The 17308-nt window shown below is 67.0% G+C and carries 22 protein-coding genes; 8 read left to right on the forward strand and 14 right to left on the reverse strand.

Annotated elements, in window-relative coordinates:
• Positions 1–95: 95 nt before the first annotated feature.
• Complete coding sequence (locus tag AC51BJ_RS13290) at positions 96–800, forward strand: uracil-DNA glycosylase (RefSeq protein ID WP_496280535.1); 705 nt, start codon at positions 96–98, stop codon at positions 798–800.
• On the opposite strand, the gene queF is transcribed toward AC51BJ_RS13290, so the two are convergent.
• The 7 genes from queF to mltG are packed head-to-tail and all read right to left on the reverse strand — an operon-like array spanning position 790 to position 6187.
• A complete protein-coding gene (queF, locus tag AC51BJ_RS13295; protein WP_496280572.1) occupies positions 790–1614 on the reverse strand; it encodes an NADPH-dependent 7-cyano-7-deazaguanine reductase QueF in 825 nt (274 codons plus the stop codon). The two genes, AC51BJ_RS13290 and queF, sit on opposite strands and share 11 nt — an antisense overlap.
• Positions 1614–2252 carry an ankyrin repeat domain-containing protein gene (locus AC51BJ_RS13300; protein WP_496280536.1) on the reverse strand — a complete coding sequence of 213 codons (639 nt, stop codon included), beginning with the start codon at positions 2250–2252 and terminating at the stop codon, positions 1614–1616. Before AC51BJ_RS13300 ends, queF begins: the two co-directional genes overlap by 1 nt.
• Complete coding sequence (locus tag AC51BJ_RS13305) at positions 2249–3046, reverse strand: TatD family hydrolase (RefSeq protein ID WP_496280537.1); 798 nt, start codon at positions 3044–3046, stop codon at positions 2249–2251. The genes AC51BJ_RS13300 and AC51BJ_RS13305 overlap by 4 nt, the downstream gene beginning before the upstream one ends.
• Positions 3047–3073: 27 nt before the next feature.
• Complete coding sequence (locus AC51BJ_RS13310) at positions 3074–3439, reverse strand: PilZ domain-containing protein (RefSeq protein WP_430433844.1); 366 nt, start codon at positions 3437–3439, stop codon at positions 3074–3076.
• A 22-nt stretch (positions 3440–3461) separates the two neighbouring features.
• On the reverse strand, positions 3462–4517 hold the full coding sequence (holB, locus tag AC51BJ_RS13315) for a DNA polymerase III subunit delta' (protein WP_496280538.1): 1056 nt from the start codon (positions 4515–4517) through the stop codon (positions 3462–3464).
• Positions 4518–5135 (reverse strand): dTMP kinase, encoded by a 618-nt coding sequence (tmk, locus tag AC51BJ_RS13320; RefSeq protein ID WP_430433842.1) that lies wholly within the window; start codon positions 5133–5135, stop codon positions 4518–4520.
• Positions 5136–5173: 38 nt separating this feature from the next.
• Complete coding sequence (gene mltG / locus AC51BJ_RS13325; protein ID WP_496280539.1) at positions 5174–6187, reverse strand: endolytic transglycosylase MltG; 1014 nt, start codon at positions 6185–6187, stop codon at positions 5174–5176.
• Positions 6188–6277: 90 nt separating this feature from the next.
• On the opposite strand from mltG, the gene ygfZ reads away from it, so the two are divergent.
• The 5 genes from ygfZ to AC51BJ_RS13350 all read left to right on the forward strand — a co-directional run bounded on the left by ygfZ (position 6278) and on the right by AC51BJ_RS13350 (position 10813).
• On the forward strand, positions 6278–7300 hold the full coding sequence (gene ygfZ, locus AC51BJ_RS13330; RefSeq protein WP_496280540.1) for a CAF17-like 4Fe-4S cluster assembly/insertion protein YgfZ: 1023 nt from the start codon (positions 6278–6280) through the stop codon (positions 7298–7300).
• Positions 7297–7587 (forward strand): DUF4936 family protein, encoded by a 291-nt coding sequence (locus AC51BJ_RS13335; protein ID WP_430433839.1) that lies wholly within the window; start codon positions 7297–7299, stop codon positions 7585–7587. The genes ygfZ and AC51BJ_RS13335 overlap by 4 nt, the downstream gene beginning before the upstream one ends.
• A 14-nt stretch (positions 7588–7601) precedes the next feature.
• Positions 7602–8375, forward strand: coding sequence for an NRDE family protein (locus tag AC51BJ_RS13340; RefSeq protein ID WP_430433838.1), 774 nt, complete (start codon positions 7602–7604; stop codon positions 8373–8375).
• Positions 8376–8521: 146 nt separating this feature from the next.
• Positions 8522–10264, forward strand: coding sequence for a sensor histidine kinase (locus AC51BJ_RS13345; RefSeq protein WP_496280541.1), 1743 nt, complete (start codon positions 8522–8524; stop codon positions 10262–10264).
• Positions 10265–10405: 141 nt separating this feature from the next.
• On the forward strand, positions 10406–10813 hold the full coding sequence (locus tag AC51BJ_RS13350; RefSeq protein ID WP_496280542.1) for a response regulator: 408 nt from the start codon (positions 10406–10408) through the stop codon (positions 10811–10813).
• Here the strand turns inward: AC51BJ_RS13350 and AC51BJ_RS13355 are convergent.
• The 7 genes from AC51BJ_RS13355 to AC51BJ_RS13385 all read right to left on the reverse strand — a co-directional run bounded on the left by AC51BJ_RS13355 (position 10780) and on the right by AC51BJ_RS13385 (position 16362).
• Positions 10780–11202: a GNAT family N-acetyltransferase gene (locus tag AC51BJ_RS13355; protein WP_496280543.1), complete on the reverse strand. Its 423-nt coding sequence runs from the start codon at positions 11200–11202 to the stop codon at positions 10780–10782. The genes AC51BJ_RS13350 and AC51BJ_RS13355 overlap by 34 nt on opposite strands.
• Positions 11203–11204: 2 nt before the next feature.
• Positions 11205–11684: a L,D-transpeptidase family protein gene (locus AC51BJ_RS13360; protein ID WP_496280544.1), complete on the reverse strand. Its 480-nt coding sequence runs from the start codon at positions 11682–11684 to the stop codon at positions 11205–11207.
• A complete protein-coding gene (tadA, locus tag AC51BJ_RS13365; protein WP_496280545.1) occupies positions 11684–12157 on the reverse strand; it encodes a tRNA adenosine(34) deaminase TadA in 474 nt (157 codons plus the stop codon). Before tadA ends, AC51BJ_RS13360 begins: the two co-directional genes overlap by 1 nt.
• A gap of 107 nt (positions 12158–12264) precedes the next feature.
• Positions 12265–13128 carry a chain length determinant protein tyrosine kinase EpsG gene (gene epsG / locus AC51BJ_RS13370; RefSeq protein ID WP_019918454.1) on the reverse strand — a complete coding sequence of 288 codons (864 nt, stop codon included), beginning with the start codon at positions 13126–13128 and terminating at the stop codon, positions 12265–12267.
• Between the two features lie 11 nt (positions 13129–13139).
• Positions 13140–14528, reverse strand: coding sequence for a chain length determinant protein EpsF (gene epsF / locus AC51BJ_RS13375; RefSeq protein WP_020164470.1), 1389 nt, complete (start codon positions 14526–14528; stop codon positions 13140–13142).
• Between the two features lie 12 nt (positions 14529–14540).
• Positions 14541–15344, reverse strand: a complete 804-nt coding sequence (epsE, locus tag AC51BJ_RS13380; protein ID WP_020164469.1) for a polysaccharide export protein EpsE — start codon at positions 15342–15344, stop codon at positions 14541–14543.
• Between the two features lie 73 nt (positions 15345–15417).
• Complete coding sequence (locus AC51BJ_RS13385; RefSeq protein ID WP_496280546.1) at positions 15418–16362, reverse strand: EpsD family peptidyl-prolyl cis-trans isomerase; 945 nt, start codon at positions 16360–16362, stop codon at positions 15418–15420.
• A 273-nt stretch (positions 16363–16635) separates the two neighbouring features.
• On the opposite strand from AC51BJ_RS13385, the gene AC51BJ_RS13390 reads away from it, so the two are divergent.
• Together AC51BJ_RS13390 and AC51BJ_RS13395 are read left to right on the forward strand one after the other, a co-directional pair.
• Positions 16636–16971: a nucleoside triphosphate pyrophosphohydrolase family protein gene (locus AC51BJ_RS13390; protein ID WP_496280547.1), complete on the forward strand. Its 336-nt coding sequence runs from the start codon at positions 16636–16638 to the stop codon at positions 16969–16971.
• Between the two features lies 1 nt (position 16972).
• Positions 16973–17284, forward strand: a complete 312-nt coding sequence (locus AC51BJ_RS13395; protein ID WP_020164466.1) for a DUF3301 domain-containing protein — start codon at positions 16973–16975, stop codon at positions 17282–17284.
• The last annotated feature ends 24 nt before the right edge of the window (positions 17285–17308 follow it).

The following is a 17308-nucleotide window of genomic DNA, read 5'->3' on the forward strand; positions in this document are numbered from 1 at the left end:
TTTCTTGTCTTGTCCGGCGTCTGTCGATCGCTCCCGGTACGACAGCCAGGTCGGGCACAATGCGCGCCTTGCGTTTCAGCCCGTATGGACACCCGATGTCGAAAAACGATCTCGACAGTTTTGTTTCCGCCGTCGCGGCCGGTGCATTGATTCCCGACCCCGCCACGATGTTCAACCCGTGGGGCGATCACGACCCGTTGCATGACATCGATGCAGACGCGCCGCGCATCCGCGCCGACCACCTGCAGCGCTATCTGGCCGCCCGGCTCGGGCGTGCCCGCGTGCTGCTGATCGCCGAGGCGCCGAGCTACAGCGGCGCCAAGTTCTCCGGCATGGCGATGACCAGCGAGCGCGATGTGCTGGCAGCCCATGTCGCCGGCCGCGGCAGCGATTATTTCGACGGCAGCTTCCAGCGCACCAGCCGCGTGCTGCCGCAGCTGAAGAACACCGACGGCATGCTGGAGCGTACCGCCAGCATCGTCTGGGCCGCGATGGCCGGCAATGGCTGGGCACCGACCGATTTCGTGCTGTGGAACGCGGTCGCCTACCACCCGCACGAGAGCGGCCGGCCGCTGACCAACCGCGCGCCCAGCGTGAGCGAACGGCGCGCGCTGCGGCCGCTGCTGGAACAGTTCCTCGCCCTCTTCCCCGGTGTGCCGCGACTGGCCATTGGCCGCATCTGTCAGCACAGCCTGGCCGACATGGGCATCGATGCGCTGCCGGCGCGGCATCCGAGCTACGGCGGCGCGCCGGAGTTCCGCGCCGCGGTGGCTGACCTGCGCGCGCGGCTTACTGCCTGATCAGCTTGACGAAACTGTCCGGTGGCGACTCGAAGTTGCTGCGCCAGGGGTTGATGTCCAGCCCGCCGCGGCGCGTGTAGCAGGCGCACACGGTGAGCAGTTCGGGCTGGCAGCGCGCCATCACGTCCATGTAGATGCGTTCGACGCAGTGCTCGTGGAAATCGGCGTGATTGCGGAAGGACACGATGTAGCGCAACAGCCCTTCGCGGTCGATCTTCGGCCCGCGGTAGCGCAACTGCAGCGACGCCCAGTCCGGCTGCAGCGTGACCGGGCAGTTGGACTTCAGCAGATCGGAGCGCAGCGTTTCCTCGACCGTGTCGCCGCTGGCGGACAGCAGCGCGGCGTCCGGCTGGTAGCGGTCGCAGACGATGTCCAGGCCGTCTATCAGTTCGCCCGCCACCTGCGTCTGCACCGGCGGCACGCCGTCCGGCGTGTACATCTGCACCGTCACGCCGGACTGGCAGGCGGCCGACAGATCGGTTTCGATCAGCGCGCGCACCGCCTCCAGCGAACTCATGCGTTCGTTGTTGTAGCCGTTCAGGTAGAGCTTGAGCGACTTCGACTCGACCATGTGGCTGCTGTCGGCCGGAATGTCGAAGCGACCGATGGCGACTTCAGGCTTGCCCTGCGGGTTGAGCCAGGAAATCTCCCAGGCGTGCCAGCGATCGACGCCGCCGAAGGGCAACGCATGCGCGTCTATGCCCAGCGCCGCCCGCGACGCCTCGCGCGGCATCGGGAACAGCAGGCCGGCGTCGTAACTGTCGGGGTAGTCGGTCGCGTGGCCGAGGCCGGATCCGGTCGCCGGGTGGGTCATCACTGCCCCATCGCCTTGCGGATGAGCGCGGCCGCATCGGTGTTGCCGACCTTCATCGCCCAGTCGAGTGCGGTTTCTCCGTCGCGGCCGCGGATGCGGGCGTCGGCGCGTGCAGCCAGCAGTACCTTGACCGATTCGATATTGGCCTTGGCAGCCAGCATCAGCGCGGTGGCGCCATTGGGCGCCGGCGCGTCGACCGGCGCACCGCGCGCGATCAGCGACTTCAGCACCGTCGCATGTCCCTGCATCGCCGCGTAGTGCAGTGCCGACCACCCCTGGGAATTGACCGGATTGGCACCGGCCGCGAGCAGCTGGTCGACCACGGCCACGTGGCCGTTGAAGGCGGCCACCGCCAGTGCGGTCTCGCCGACCGCATTGACCGCCTCGATCTTCGCCCGACGGGCGAGCAGCGCCTTCACCAGATCGGTGTAGCCATTGCGCGCGGCGATGATGAGCAGCGTTTCGCCGCGCGGATCGACCGAATTCACGTCCAGGCCACGGTCGATGAAACTGGCCACGGTGCCGGTGTCCCCGAGGTTGGCGGCGTTGATCAGGTCGTCGTACGCGGCGGCCGACACGCCACTGGCGCCGGCAAGACCGAGGACCAAGCCGAGCAGTGCGATGCGCAGCGCCTTCACGCGGCCACCTCCTCGCGGCCGGCCAGTCGGGCGGCGTCGTGGAACAGGCGGAAGAAGTTATCGGTGGTGACGCGGCCGACCTCCTCCACCGTCATGCCGCGCACCTTCGCCAGCTCGGCGGCGACGTGCGGCACGTAGGCCGGCTCGTTCATCTTGCCGCGGTAGGGCACCGGCGCCAGATAGGGCGAATCGGTCTCGATCAGCATCGACGCCAGCGGGATGGCTTTCGCCACGTCGCGCAACTGCTGTGCGTTCTTGAAGGTGACGATGCCAGAAAAGGAAATGCAGAAGCCCATGTCGATCGCCGCTTCGGCCACCTCCAGCGTTTCGGTGAAGCAGTGCATGACGCCGCCCACCTCATGCGCGCGTTCCTCGCGCATGATGGCCAGCGTGTCCTCGGCCGACGAACGGGTGTGGATGATGAGCGGCTTGCCGCACTCGCGCGCGGCGCGGATGTGGGTGCGGAAGCGCTTGCGCTGCCATTCGAGGTCACCGGTCAGGCGGAAATAGTCGAGCCCGGTTTCGCCGATGGCCACCACGCGCGGATGGGCGGACATATCGACCAGCTGCGCCACGTCCGGCTCGGTCACGTCCTCATAATCGGGATGCACGCCGAGCGAGGCGAACACATTGGCGTGCCGCTCGGCCATGCCGGTGACGCGCGGCCACTGTTCGATATTGACCGACACGCACAGCGCGTGGCTGACCTGCTGGGCCTGCATATTGGCGAGCACTTCGTCCTCGCGTACGGCGAGGTCGGGGAAATCGATGTGGCAGTGTGAGTCGATGAACATGAAAAACCGTTGTGGATCAATACTGAATCAGAGCGTGTGGGTCTGTCGCGACGAACCGAGGTAGCCGCCGACCACCTGTTCGATCTTCGCGCGGGCGGACTTGCTGCTGTCGTCCTCGCCGAAGCGCAGGCCGATGCCCTGCTGCTTGCCGCCCTGCGCGTCGGCTGGCGTCACCCAGGCCACCGTACCCTGAATGGGCAGCTTGGCCGGGTCTTCCATCAGCTGCAGCAGCAGGAACACTTCGTCGCCCAGACGGTAGGCGCGATTGGTCGGCAGGAAGATGCCACCGCCCTTCAGGAAAGGCATGTAGGCCGCATAGAGCACCGACTTCGACGTCACCGCCAGCGACAGCACGCTGCGCCGGTTGCCCGGCTGGATATGCGGATCGCTCATGACAGCCTCCCTTTTCGTGCGCTCAGCGTTGCGACCGGAACAGACGGGCGTAACGGATGAGCATGTCTTCGAGGAACAGGCGCGCATTCAGCGGGTGATGCGCCAGCGCCCGCACCTTCAGCAATTCATTGTACCCACGCAGGACAGTGCCCACGTCGCTGCGTTCCGCCAGCTGCCCGAGCTGGGCGCGCCGGCCGACGAATACCCGCGGCTCGCCGGCCTGTGCCAGCAGCACGAGGTCGGCCAGCCAGCGCTGCAGCCAGGTGACCAGCGTCGGCAGATCGGTCAGGCCCGGTTCGCCCTTCTTGCGTCCCTTGAGCCAGCCGTCCCAACGCGCGGCAACTTCCAGCGGCGCGCTCAGCGCGTGCTTCGATACATCATCGACAAACTGGGCCTGGATTTGAGCGTCCTTCGAACTGGCGAGGTCGCGCGCATGCAGCGGCGAGCCAGCACACAGCGCCAGCGCGTCGCCGGCGTCACGCACGCCCTGGGCCGCGAGCCAGGCCAGCGACTGGTCGATGGGCGGTTGCTGGAAGGACAGCACGCGGGTGCGGCTGCGTATCGTCGGCAGCAGCTTGCGAGGATGGTCAGTAATCAGCAAAAACAATGTCTTGGGTGGCGGTTCTTCAAGTGATTTAAGAAGTGCGTTCGCGGCGTCGACATTCATTGCTTCGGCCGGATACAGCAGCACCACGCGGTAGCCACCCTGGTGCGAGCCGACGCCCAGACGATCGGTCACCGCCCGCACCTGGGCGATGCGGATGAGCTTCGACTTCGCCTTGCCATCGCCGTCGTCGGACGCCGTCTCGTCGACCTCGTCCGCCTCGTCGTCGAGCGCCTCCGGCCGCACGACCAGCCAGTCCGGGTGGTTGTCGGTGGCGATCAGCCTGCACGAAGCGCATTCGCCGCAGGCGCCCTGCTCGCCGCTCGCCCGTTCGCACAGCATGCGCGCCGCCAGCGCCTCGGCGAACTCGCGCTTGCCCAGGCCGGACGGCCCGGCCAGCAGCAGCGCGTGCGGCATCCGTTCGGCCAGCGCCATCAACTGCGACCACTGCGGTTTGCACCAGTCGTAAATCATTCAGGAACAGTACCTTGAAAGAATTTCTTCAAGTTGAATGGAAACTTCTTCCGGGGTCCTTGCGGCGTCGAGCACCTGCATTCGTCGCGCATCGGCCTCGGCGCGAGCGAGATAGGCGGCACGCACGCGGTTGAAGAAATCTGACTGTTCGCGCTCGAAGCGGTCGGGGTCGCCGCCGCTGGCCGCCAGTCTTTGCGCCGCCACCTCGCAGGGCAGATCGAACAGCAGCGTGAGCCCGGGCTGCAATCCGCGCTGCACCCAGGCTTCGAGCGCCTCGAGCCGCACTTTGTCCAGGCCGCGACCGCCGCCCTGGTAGGCAAAGCTCGCGTCGGTGAAACGATCGCACAGCACCCATTCGCCCCGCGCCAGCGCCGGCTCGATCACCTGCGCCAGGTGTTCACGCCGGGCGGCGAACATCAGCAGCGCTTCGGTATCCGGGTGCATGGCCTGGTGCAGCAGCAGCGCGCGCAGCGACTCGCCCAGCGGCGTACCGCCCGGCTCGCGGGTCAGCAGCACGGCATGACCGCGCGCACGCAGCCAGTCGGCGGTGCGGGCGATCTGCGTGCTCTTGCCGGCGCCGTCCATGCCTTCGAAGGTGATGAAGCGGGTGTTGTGCATCGGGTTCGGATGAATGGAATGATGGGTGACGGCCGGCGTCAGTTGCGTGCGGCGCGCGCCGGCCGCCGCTGGTAACGTTCGACCGCGCTGTTGTGCTCGGCCAGCGTCTTCGAGAACACGCTGCTGCCGTCGCCGCGCGCGACGAAGTAATAGTAACGGGTGGGCGCCGGATTCAACGCCGCTTCGATCGACGCGCGCCCGGGCGCGGCAATCGCTGTCGGCGGCAGGCCGCGCCGCAGATAGGTGTTGTACGGGCCGTCGGTCTGAAGATGTGCGCGGGTCAGATTGCCGTCGAAGCGCTCACCCAGCCCGTAGATCACGGTGGGGTCGGTCTGCAGCGGCATGCCGGCACGCAGCCGGTTCACGAAGACGGAGGCCACCTTGTCGCGATCGGCCGCAGCGCCGGTTTCCTTCTCGACGATGGACGCCATGATCAGCGCGTCCTGCAGCGAGGCGTAGGGCAGATCAGGCGCGCGCGCTGCCCAGGCCTGTTCCAGTTGCGCGCGCATCGCGTGATGGGCGCGCTTCAGAATCGACAGGTCGCTGTCGCCGGCGGCAAACAGATAGGTGTCCGGAAAGAACCAGCCCTCGACGAAAGTGGCGTCGCTGCCGAGCCGGGCCAGCAGTTCGGCGTCGGACAGCGCCACGGCGTCCTGCTTCAGGTCGGGACTGGCGGCCAGCGCAGTGCGGATCTGCTTCAGGGTCCAGCCTTCGATGAAGCGCACCTCGCGCATGCTCACGTCGCCGCGCGTCATCATGCCCAGCAGTTCGAGTGGCGTGACGCCGCTGTTGAAAGCGTAGCTGCCGGCCTGCAGCCGGGTGCCATCGACCGCGACGCGGCCGATCAGGCCGAGCAGCCGGCCATCGACCGGCACACCTGCCGCCTCGATCTGGCGCGCCGCCTGGCGCAGCGCGGTGCCAGGACGCAGCGTGTACTCGACGGCGTCGCCGCTCCACTGCAGCGGGCGCTGCGCGTACCAGACCAGCGCGGCACCGATCAGCGCGGCGAGTACAGCCAGAAGAAGGAACAGACGGACAAGCAGACGGGTCATGCGAAAGAGGCGGGAACGCGCAGGCAGCACGCGCGGCCCCGTATGTTAACCTTTTCGGCAACCTCTCCTGCCTACGGATTTCGCAACATCATGATGCTCGACGATCTCATCCCCTCCGGCACCGCAGCCGACGACCGCCAGTTCCCCGCCATGCAGGACGCCGTCGCCGAAATGCGCTCCGCCCGCGAAGGCACCGTGCTGGTACCGCTGACCCATCTCGCCCGGCTGCGCGCCGACGGCGAGGACGCCGCCAGCTTCCTGCACAACCTGATGACCAACGACGTCAAGGGCCTGCCGGTCGACGGCGTGCGCAGCGCCGGTTTCTGCACGGCCAAGGGGCGCCTGCTCGCCACTTTCACGATGTGGCGCGACGGCGACGCCACCGTGCTGCAGTTGCCGCGTGCGCTGGCCGAGGCGATGCGCAAGAAGCTGTCGATGTACATCCTGCGCGCCAAGGCCACGCTGACCGACGCGACCGGGGCGATGCCGGCGCTCGGACTGGCCGGCCGCGATGCCGAAGCCACGCTGCATGCGGCCGGGCTGCCGGTGCCGGCGGCACCGATGACGCAGGCGGCGGCCGATGGCGTGCGCGTGCTTCGCCTGGCGAACGACCGCTTCGAGATCGTGCTGCCGGCCGACCGGCTCGAAGCGGTCTGGAGCGCGCTGAGCAGCCGTGCGACGCCGGCCGGCACGCCGGCGTGGCGCTGGTTCGACATCCGCGACGGCCTGGTCAGCGTATGGCCGGGCACGCAGGAGGAGTTCGTGCCGCAGATGGTCAACTTCGAACTGACCGGCGGCGTCAGTTTCAAGAAGGGCTGCTACCCCGGGCAGGAGATCGTCGCCCGCACGCAGTACCTTGGCAAGCTGAAGCGCCGCATGTACCGCGCAAGCGCCGACTGCCCGCCGCCGGCGGCGGGCACGCCGGTACACGGCGTGGACACGAACGGACAGGCCTGCGGCCTGGTGGTCGATGCGGTCGCACTGCCGGACGGCGGCTGCGATCTGCTCGCCGTGGTTCAGATGTCGAGCACCGAAGCGGGCGAGGTGCGCATCGGCGGGCTGGAGGGGCCGGTGCTGCGCTTCACTGCCCTGCCCTACGCGCTCGGCGAATGACGGTGCGCATCGACTACTACATCTACTACCGCATCGACACCACCCGCGAGGCGGCGCTGCTGGTCGCATTGAGCACCATGCAGGCCTCGCTGCAGGCGGCCACCGGCGTCGCCGGCCGCGTGCGCAGGCGGCTGGACGACCCGCAGACCTGGATGGAAGTGTATGAGGGCGTGAACAATCAGCGGCTGTTCGAGCTGGAACTGGGCTGCCACGTGCAGAGCCACGGCTTGTACGAATTCCTGGCGCCTGACAGCGTGCGCCATCTCGAGCGCTTCCGCGCCGCCTGACGGACGCCGCACCCATGTGTCTCATCGTGCTCGGCTGGAAGCAGCAGCCGGACTGCCCGCTCATCGTCGCCGCCAATCGCGATGAGTTCCACCGTCGCCCAACGGCCGCACTCGACTTCTGGCCGGATGCGCCGCAAGTACTGGCCGGGCGCGACCTGCAGTCAGGCGGCAGCTGGATGGGCGTGAGCCGCTGCGGCCGTTTCGCCGCCCTGACCAACTACCGCGACCCGTCGGCGCAGCGCAACCACACCCGCTCGCGCGGCGAACTGGTCGCCGGCTTCCTGGCCGGCCGGCAGACAGCGGACGACTACGCCCGGCAGACCTGCGACGAGGCCGGTGCCTACAACGGTTTCAATCTGCTGCTCTGCGACGGCGACACGCTGGTGTGGGTCGGCCATCGCCACGGTGCAGAGGCGCAGTGGCGCGTGCTCGACGACGGCATCCATGCGCTGTCCAACCACCTTCCGGGCACGCCCTGGCCCAAGCTGCTGCGCGCCCGCGACGGCTTTGCACGGGCGCTCGCCCTGACCGACGCCGAGGCGCGCCAGGACGCGCTGTTCGACACGCTGCGCGACGACACGCCGGCGGCCGACGCCGACCTGCCGGACACTGGCGTCGGTCTCGAATGGGAGCGCCGTCTGTCGCCGGTCTTCATTGCCGGCGAGGACTATGGCACCCGGTCGAGCACCGTGCTGACCATGTGTCACAGCCGCATCGACGTCGAGGAGCGCTGCTACGGCCCGGGCGGGCGGGCGGACGGCAGGCGCCGCATCGCGATCGATCGCTGAACGCTCGCGGACACCGGCGGTCAGTCAAGTTTGAAGGCAGAATGCCGACAACAGGCCGACACTGCCCGCCGTCGCCACCACCCCCGCCCTGCGGCAGCGGTGGGTGGATGGATGAGCGGCAGCACTCCGCTACGGACACGTGCAGCATGACTTCCACGATCGCAGCCCCACTGCCGCCCGACGAACACGAACGCCTGCAGGCGCTGCAGGCCTGCCGGCTGCTCGACACGCCGCCCGAACCGGCGTTCGATGATCTGGCACGCATTGCCTCGCAGCTCTGCGGCACTCCGATCGCGCTGGTCAGCCTGGTCGACCAGGACCGGCAATGGTTCAAGTCGCGCATCGGTCTGGACGCCACCGAAACACCGCGCGAGCAGGCCTTCTGCGCACACGCCATCTTGCAGCACGAGGTGCTGGTGGTGCCGGACGCGACGATGGACGCGCGCTTTCGCGACAACCCGCTGGTCACGGGCGGGCCGGGGATCCGCTTCTACGCCGGGGCGCCGCTCGAAGTCGCCGATGGCCGGCGCATCGGTACGCTGTGCGTCATCGACACCGTGGCACACGAGCTTGGCGCCGCCCAGCGCGAAGCACTGGCCGCGCTGGCGCGGCAGGTGGTCGCGCAGATCGAACTGCGCGTGCACGTGAGCGAACTGCAGGCCGCGCACGCGCGGCAGAACCTGTTCGAACAGCAGTTGCAGCGTTTCAACGCCGAAATGAAAGCGCTGGTCGACCATCGCACCGCCGAACTGAAGGCGGAACGGGACCGCGCTGAGCTGTACTTCGACATCGCCGGCAACATGATGGTGGTCGCGGACAACGACGGTCGTATCGTGCGCGCCAACCGGATGGCGGCCGAGGTGCTGGGCCATCCCGGTAGCAGCCTGCCCGGACGCGACTGGTTCGAGCTGTGCTTTCCGGAAAACGAGCGTGCCGATGCCCGCGCCTTCTTCGCTCAGCTGGTCAGCGGCGAACGCGACGGGGCCCGCCGTTTCCGCGGCCACGTACTGACGGCAGACGGTCAGTTGCGCGTCGTGTCCTGGAACACGACGCGGCTGCACGACGAACAGGGTGCGACCACCGGCCTGCTCGGTGTCGGCGAAGACATCACGGCGCGGCTGCAAGCGGAGGAACATCTTCAGCGCACGCTGTCCGAACTCGAACGCAGCAACATTGCGCTGCAGCAGTTCGTGCACGTCGCCTCGCATGACCTGCGCGAGCCGATCAACTCCATCCTGAATTTCGCCAAGCTGCTCCGGCGCGAAGCCCACGAGGCGGACGCCACGCGACGCGAGCGCTACGTGGACTTCATCGTGCGTGGGGGCGAGCGGCTGCGCGCGCTGGTGGACGATCTGCTTGCCTTCGTCCGGCTCGACGCGACCGAGGCACGGATGGACGCCATAAATCTGGCGGAACTGGTGGAAGAAACGCGCCAGTCGCTGGCCGCCGCTATCAGTCGCACCGGCGCGACCGTCCGCGTCACACCGCTGCCGGTCATTCGCGGCGACCGCAGCCTGCTCGGTCTGCTGCTGCAGAACGTGATCGACAACGCGCTTAAGTTTCACGCGCCGGGCACGCCGCCGGAAGTCGATATCGCTTACGCCGTGGTCGGCGACGAACTGCACATATCGGTGCGCGACAACGGCATAGGCATCGCACCGGAATTCCAGGAGCGCATCTTCGAGGCTTTCCAGCGGCTGCATGCACAGGCCGAGTACGAGGGCACAGGCCTCGGACTCGCACTGAGCCGTCGTATCGCCGACATGCACCATGGCCGCATCTTCGTCGAGTCGCAGCCCGGCGCCGGCAGCCGTTTCGTGCTGGCATTGCCCGCGAGATGCCGCATCGGCATCGCGTCACATACGATGCAGCGGACGGAGATAATGTGATGCCCGTATGCCTGTCAGGACGCTCGCCATGCCGATGACAGCCGATGGCGTCGGAACTGTCGCCCCCCTTCCGCCCGTCGCCGCCCGAACGCAGGCGCCTCGATCCCGCGTGCGCCGCACCGATCAATCGGAGTTTGCACAATGACGACCGCAGCGCTGCGCACCGTGATGCTGATCGACGACAACGACGCCGACAACTTCTTTCACGGCATGATGATCGAGCGCTCCGGCCTGGCGACGGAGCTGCTGGTCTTCGAGTGGGCGGAAAAGGCGCTGGAGTGGTTCCACGCGCACCCGGGCCACGCGGTCGACCTCATCCTGCTCGACATCAACATGCCGCGCATGAATGGCTTCGAGTTTCTCGAGCAGTTCCACCAGCTGCCTGCGGCGCATCAGGCGGATGCCCGCGTCTGCATGCTCAGTTCGTCACCGCTGGAAGCCGACCGCGTCCGCGCCTTCACCTTCCCGCGCGTGACCGACTTCATCGTCAAGCCGCTGGGGGACGACTTCCTGTCTCAGCTGACTAAGGCCTGCGACATCCGCCGGTGAGGGATGCCGGCCTCGTCGAATAACGGTCCGTCGGCAACGAAACCCTGCGCCTCGTAGAAGCGCAGCGCATGCGTCTGCGCATGCAGCACCACCTCGCGCATGCCGCGCCGCCGCGCCTCGGCGAGCAAAGCCTGCAGCAGCGCCCGGCCGATGCCTCTTGAGCGGTGCGGCGCGCGCACGGCCATGCGGCCGATGTGGCCGTCGGGCAACAGTCGCCCGCAACCGACCGGGTGACCGTCGAGCAGCGCCAGCGCATGCACGCTGGTGGCGTCGTCGGCGTCCCACTCCATCTCTTCCGGAACCAGCTGTTCGACGATGAATACTTCGCGGCGTATCGCTTCGAGCGCTGGCGCCATCGACGCCCAGTCACCCAGTTCGACGCGCAGCACGCTCAGTCCGTGATGCGGACCGGGGTGCCCGCCGGCACCAGGTCGAACAGTTCGATGATGTCGCGATTGCGCATGCGCACGCAGCCGATCGAGCCGGGTACGCCTATCTCCGCCGTATCCGGGCTGCCGTGCAGATAGATGTAGCGACGCATCGTATCGACTTCACCCAGCCGGTTCACGCCCGGCTCGCAGCCCGACAGCCAGAGAATGCGCGTCAGTATCCAGTCGCGGCCCGGATGTGCGGCCGCCAGCTCGGGCGACCACAGTTCGCCGGTGGGGCGCCGGCGCACGAACACCGTGTTCGCCGGCGCACCGGCGCCGATGCGGGCGCGGATCACGTGCCGCCCGCGCGGCGTGCGGAAGCTGCCGCGCTGCTCGCCGGCGCCGTTCTTAGCGGTCGATACCCGGTAGCGGCGGATCAGCACGCCGGCCTCGTCGTACAGGCGCAGCCACTGCGAACGGATGTCGATGTCGATATGCATCAGGCGGTTTCGATGCGTCGGCGGCGGGCGGCGAAAAAGTCGCTCAGCAGGCGACCGCATTCCTCCGCCAGCACGCCGGACTCGACTTCAGCATGATGGTTGAGCCTGGGCTCGGCGAACAGGTCGGTCACGCTGCCACAGCATCCGGTCTTCGGGTCGCGCGCGCCGAACACGACCCGCGCGATGCGCGCGTGCTGGATCGCACCGCTGCACATCGCGCACGGCTCCAGCGTCACGTAGAGCGTGCAGCCGGGCATGCGGTAATTGGCAAGCGCCTGTCCCGCCGCGCGCAAGGCCATCACCTCGGCATGGGCGGTCGGGTCGTTGGCCATGATCGGGCGATTGAAGCCGCGGCCGACAATCTCGCCGTCGCAGACCACGACGGCGCCGACTGGCACCTCGCCGAGCGATCCCGCCTCACGGGCGAGCGCAAGCGCCTCGTTCATGAAGAGCAGATCGGCGTCGCTGCTCATGACCGGCACTCAGGCCGCTGCATCGGCCTTGCGCCGGCTGGCACTGTGAGAGCTCAGTGTCAGCACGATGACGCGGGGCAGTGTGTCCCTGGTCGCAGTCGGCACGATCAGGGCTCGTTCATCACCGAGCCGACGACTGTCGCGCTGGCGGTGATCAGTTCGTCGGCCAGGCGACGCAGGCGCGAGGCGCGGCTCACGTTCTTGCGCGCCACCATCAGCGCACCGCTCGCGCGTACGGCAATGGTCTGCGCGTCGGCGTACTCGGCGCCTGCAGGCGTGTCGATCAGGATGACGTCGAAGTCCTTCGACAACTGCCCCAGCAACTGGCTGAACACCGGTCGCGACAGCAGTTCCTGCGGGTTCGGCGGCACTGCACCGGCCGGCATCACGCACAGGTCGAGCAGCGCCGGCACGCGCTGCACTGCATCCGGACCACCGCGCCCGGCCAGCGTTTCCGACAGACCGACCCGGTTGCTGACCGAGAACAACGTGTGCTGACGCGGGTTGCGCATGTCGGCGTCGATCAGCAGCGTGCGCTCGCCCAGCTGGGAGAACACGACGGCCAGATTGGCGGCGATGAAGCTGCGCCCCTCGCCACGCTCCGGACTGACGATGGCCAGCGTCTTCCGCTCGGCTTCGGCGTCGAACCAGCGCAGCATGAGCTGACTGCGCAGCGCGCGCAGCTCTTCGACCTGGTGGGTGAAGGGGCGATAGGCCGCGATCACCTCGTCACTGACTGCGCTTTCGCCAGCCTGCAGGAATGGGTAGTCGAACTGGCGCGACAGCGCGAACTGGATGTCGGATTCCTTCAGCAGGCCGAGCGAGATCGCCGCGTCGCCGAAGCGCAGGCCGCGCTCGCGCTGCGCACGCAGGATGCGCTCGGCGCCGTCCGGGCTCAACCGGCCAGCGTCGATCAGGATGGCGCCGATGGCCCGCCCGGACCCGGTATCGATGGAAGTGGGTGCGTTCATGGTGATGTCCTTCAGGCGGTGGCCGCGCGGGCGCGTTTGGCGCCCTTGTTGAACTTGACGGTCGAGATCAGGCCGAGCACCGGCACACCAAGCAGTTGCTGCAGATCGTCGTCACCACGCACACGCTGATCCAGCAGTTCAAGCAACAGCACGGTGCCGACCGCCAGCAGCACGCCAAGGAAGATGGCGACCAGCGTGTTCAGCAGCAGGTTGGGACTGGAGTGCTCGACCGGTGCGATCGCCGGCGTCAGCACGACGATATTGGTCTGCGTGGTCTGGCTTTCGAGGCTGGTCTGGGTGAAGCGCTGGGCCACGGCGTCGTAGGCGCGCTGCGCGCTCTCGACCTCGCGCTGCAGGACGGCCAGGTCGTCGCGCTGCTTCTTCAGTTCGAGCACGCGGTTCTTCTGCGCCGCCAGCGCTGCACGCACTTCGGCTTCCCGCTGCACATTCACGCGGTTGCTGGTGCTGAGCGTGCTGGCCACCTTCTTCATTTCGGCGTCGAGCTTGCTGCGCAGGGTATCGACCTCGCCCTGGGCGCGCTGGTACTCCGGGTGGTTGCGGCCGAAGCGCTGGCTCATTTCGTTCAGCCTCGACTCACCGCGCGCCAGTTCCGACTTCAGGCCGATGATGAGCGAGTTCTGCTGCACTTCGGGCAGCGTTTCAATCTGCGACTGGCTGACCTGCGCCTGGCGCGACGAGCTGTCGCTGCGCTGCGCCTGGATCGCGGTGTACTGGCTGGAGAGCTCGGCCAGGCGCGCGCTCTCGATGTCGAGACGCTCGTCCGTGTTGACGATGCCGGTTTCCTGCTGGAAGGCCGACAGCTTGCTCTGCGCCTGCTCGAGGTTCTCGCGCAGTGCCTTGGACTGGCCGGCGAACCAGTTCGCGTACTGCTTGGCTGGTTCGATCTTCAGTTCGAGGTTGGTGTCGATGTAAGCCTGCGCGAAGGCGTTCGCGACGGCCGCGGAAAACGCCGGATCCTGGCCGCTGAACGCGATGGACAGCACGTTCGAGTCGCGCGACGGCTTGACGTCGAGCTTCTTCTTCAGCAGATCGGCGAAATAGGCGTCCATCGAGCCCTGACCATCGGTCGCTTCGCGCCATTGTTCGACCGCCTGCGCGCTCTTCTCAAAACCAAGCATGCGCACCACGCGCTGGGCGACGCGATCCGAAGTGACGATGTCCACCTGGGTCGCCATGTAGCCCGGCGTCACCAGCGCCGGCAGCGTGACACCAAGGATGGGATCGGGCGACTTCACGTCGATCAGCACCGAGGTAGCCGAAGTGTATTGCTTGGGCAGCACCAGACTGACCACCACCGTAGTGGCGACGACGACCAGAAGCACGGCCAGGCCGACCAGCCAGCGCGCACGCAGAATGAGCAGGAATTGCTGAAACGTCATGGAATCATCCGATCAGAAAAGGCTTTCGCGCACGTAAACGACATCGTCGCTCTGCAGCGTCATCGACATGTCGGGCTCGATCGCCTCCACCACACCGGCCGCATTGCGGCGATGCAGCTTGAGGCGCTTGTCGGTGCCGCGCAGCGTGATGCCGCCTCCTTGCGCGAGCGCCTGCATCACGGTCATGCCGCGCTCGAGGCGGTAGGAACCCGGACGATTCACTTCCCCGTAGATGTAGAACACCGGCGCGCGGTGGATGTAGAGGATGTCGCCCCCCATGACGGGAATGTCCGCATTGATCCCTTCCGGCTGGAACAGGGCCGGAATGTCGATCTCGGCGCGGAAGGGCTTGTCGTTGCGGGTACCCACCAGCGTCACGATGTCGGCACCGCTGACCGACGCACCGCCGGCAGTAGCCAGCATGTCGGTGACCCGGGTATTGGCGATCTCGATCGGATAGCGGCCCGGGCGATTCACCATGCCCAGCACCGAAACCTGGTTGCCGCGGATCTGCAGCAGCAGCACGTTCACCTGCGGCTTCAGCACGAAACCGCCGTCGCGCAGCTTGTCGGCGATCAGCTTCTCGGTCGCCGGCAGCGTCAGACCGCCGACCGTCACGCCACCGATCAGCGGATAGGTGATGCTGCCGTTCTCGGTCACCCGCGTCTCGACCGTCAGGTCCGGGTTCTGAAACACGGTGACGCGGATGATGTCGCCCGAACCGAGCACGTACTCACGTGCATCGGCGGCACTGGCGGCCGGCAGCAGCAGCATTCCGAAACAAAGGCCTAGCAGCAGACGTACGAACTTCGTCATATCGAGGGGTTTCCAGTTGATCAGTCCGAAAGGACGGCGCCGTGCATCGGCGCGGCGCCGTCCCGAGAGAGGCTCACTTGAGCCCCGAAAGTCCCTTGTCCACCGCCGATTCGGTAGCGGCGGCAGGCGCAGCAGCCGGTGCGGCAGATGCAGCGGCCGGTGCAGCAGCTGCCGGCGCAGGCGCAGTGAATTCGCCCATGTACTCGATCTTGCCGCTCTCACGCAGCTTCTTCACTTCCGACTGCGCCAGCTCACCCTTGCGCTGGTTCAGCAGGAACTGCTCGATCACCGGCCGTGCGGCGTTCTCGTCGACCGGCACGCTGCGCGAGGCAGCCACCTCGATCACCAGAATGCCGTTAGAGGTGCCGAGCACGCCGATCTGGCCGTCCTTGATCTGGTGCACTCGCTTCACCATTTCGAGCGGCAGTTGTTCGGCGGGCTTGGTCACCGCATTGGCGGTGAAGCGCACGTTCTCGCTGCGCAGCCATTCGGCGATCTGCTGCAGATTGCGCGGCTGCGACATGAACTGTTCGAGCTTGGGCGTGAAGTCGGGGCCGGCGGCGATGGCCAGCTCACGCAGATTGAAGATGCGGCGCTCGGAGAACAGCTCCGGGTGCTGGCTGTAGTAATCCTTAATTTCGCTGTCGGTCGGCTTGACCGCAGCGCTGGACACCTGCTCGAGGTAGGCACGGGCAAGCACCTCGCGACGCGCAGCCTCGATCGCCTGCAGCGTCTTCGGATCGCGGTCCAGCTTCTTCTCGACCGCCTGCTGCACCAGCAGCTCCTGGTCGATCAGGCGCTCGAGAACCTGACGGCTGGCCGCCTTGGCCTGCTCGGGGTTCGCCACATTGGTACGCTGCATGACCTGATTGATCTGATGCACCGAAACTTCACCGCCGTTAACCTTTGCGGCAACCTGAGTCGCCGTCTTCTTTTCGCCGCCCTCGCCGCCGCAGGCAGTCAGGATGGCTGCAGCGATGACGGTCAAGGCGATGGAACGGCGTGCGTGATGTGGCATGTTTTCCCCGAATGATTATTGCTGATTTGTGACATGAGGCCGTCGGCCAAGATAGCCCAACTGACCAAGGCTGAACAGTATCGGGCGCGTGTTACAACGCCGTTGCGTGAAATGTTTCCGTAATGCAGCATGCCCGCCACGCGGCGACGGCAGCATGCCATGCCTTGCTCCGCCGCCGGCGGCAGACAAAGCGGGCCGCGCCGACCAATCCCCGACCAACCCTCTTGCACACGATAGAATCGGGCACGCTTCCCGGTTCATATCGTCTTACATATGTCTTTCTCTCCCGACGCCTTTGCCGAGGCCTTGTCCGTGTTCGTGACTCACGAACGGATGGATCCGCTGATGCTGCTGTGCAAGCTGACCGAGGAATCCGGCGAACTGGCGGAGGCCGTGCTGGTCCAGCGCGGCTACAAACCGCACAAGACGCTGCCCGCCGACGCGTCACTCGACGAAGCCGCCGACGTGTTGCTGTGTCTGCTGCTGGTGCTGTCCCGCCTTTATCCGGAGCGCAGCCCTGCACAGCTGGCGGCCCAACTGGCCGAGCGCATCGACGGCAAGCTGGCGCGATACGTCGCGCGCCAGCCGATGGCGCAACCGGAGCACTGACATGCCGACCTTCGAACTCGTGTCGCTGCTGCTGATCGGCGGCCTGATATGGTTCTGGCTCGACAGCCTGAATGCGCGCGAGGCGGGTATGGAAGCCAGCCGTGCCGCCTGCAATGCGGAAGGCACCCAACTGCTCGATGATACCGTAGCCATCCGCTCGACCTCGCTCGCCCGCGACGAGGAGGGACAGATGCGCATCAAGCGGACCTATGCCTTCGAATACAGCGACACCGGGAACAACCGCCGCCACGGCTCTGTCACGCTGCTCGGCCGACGCGTGATCGCGCTCTACATCGCACCGCACGTCGTCTGAACACTGCTCACGCCAGCACCGGCC

Source organism: Methyloversatilis sp. S146-33 (assembly GCF_059552495.1).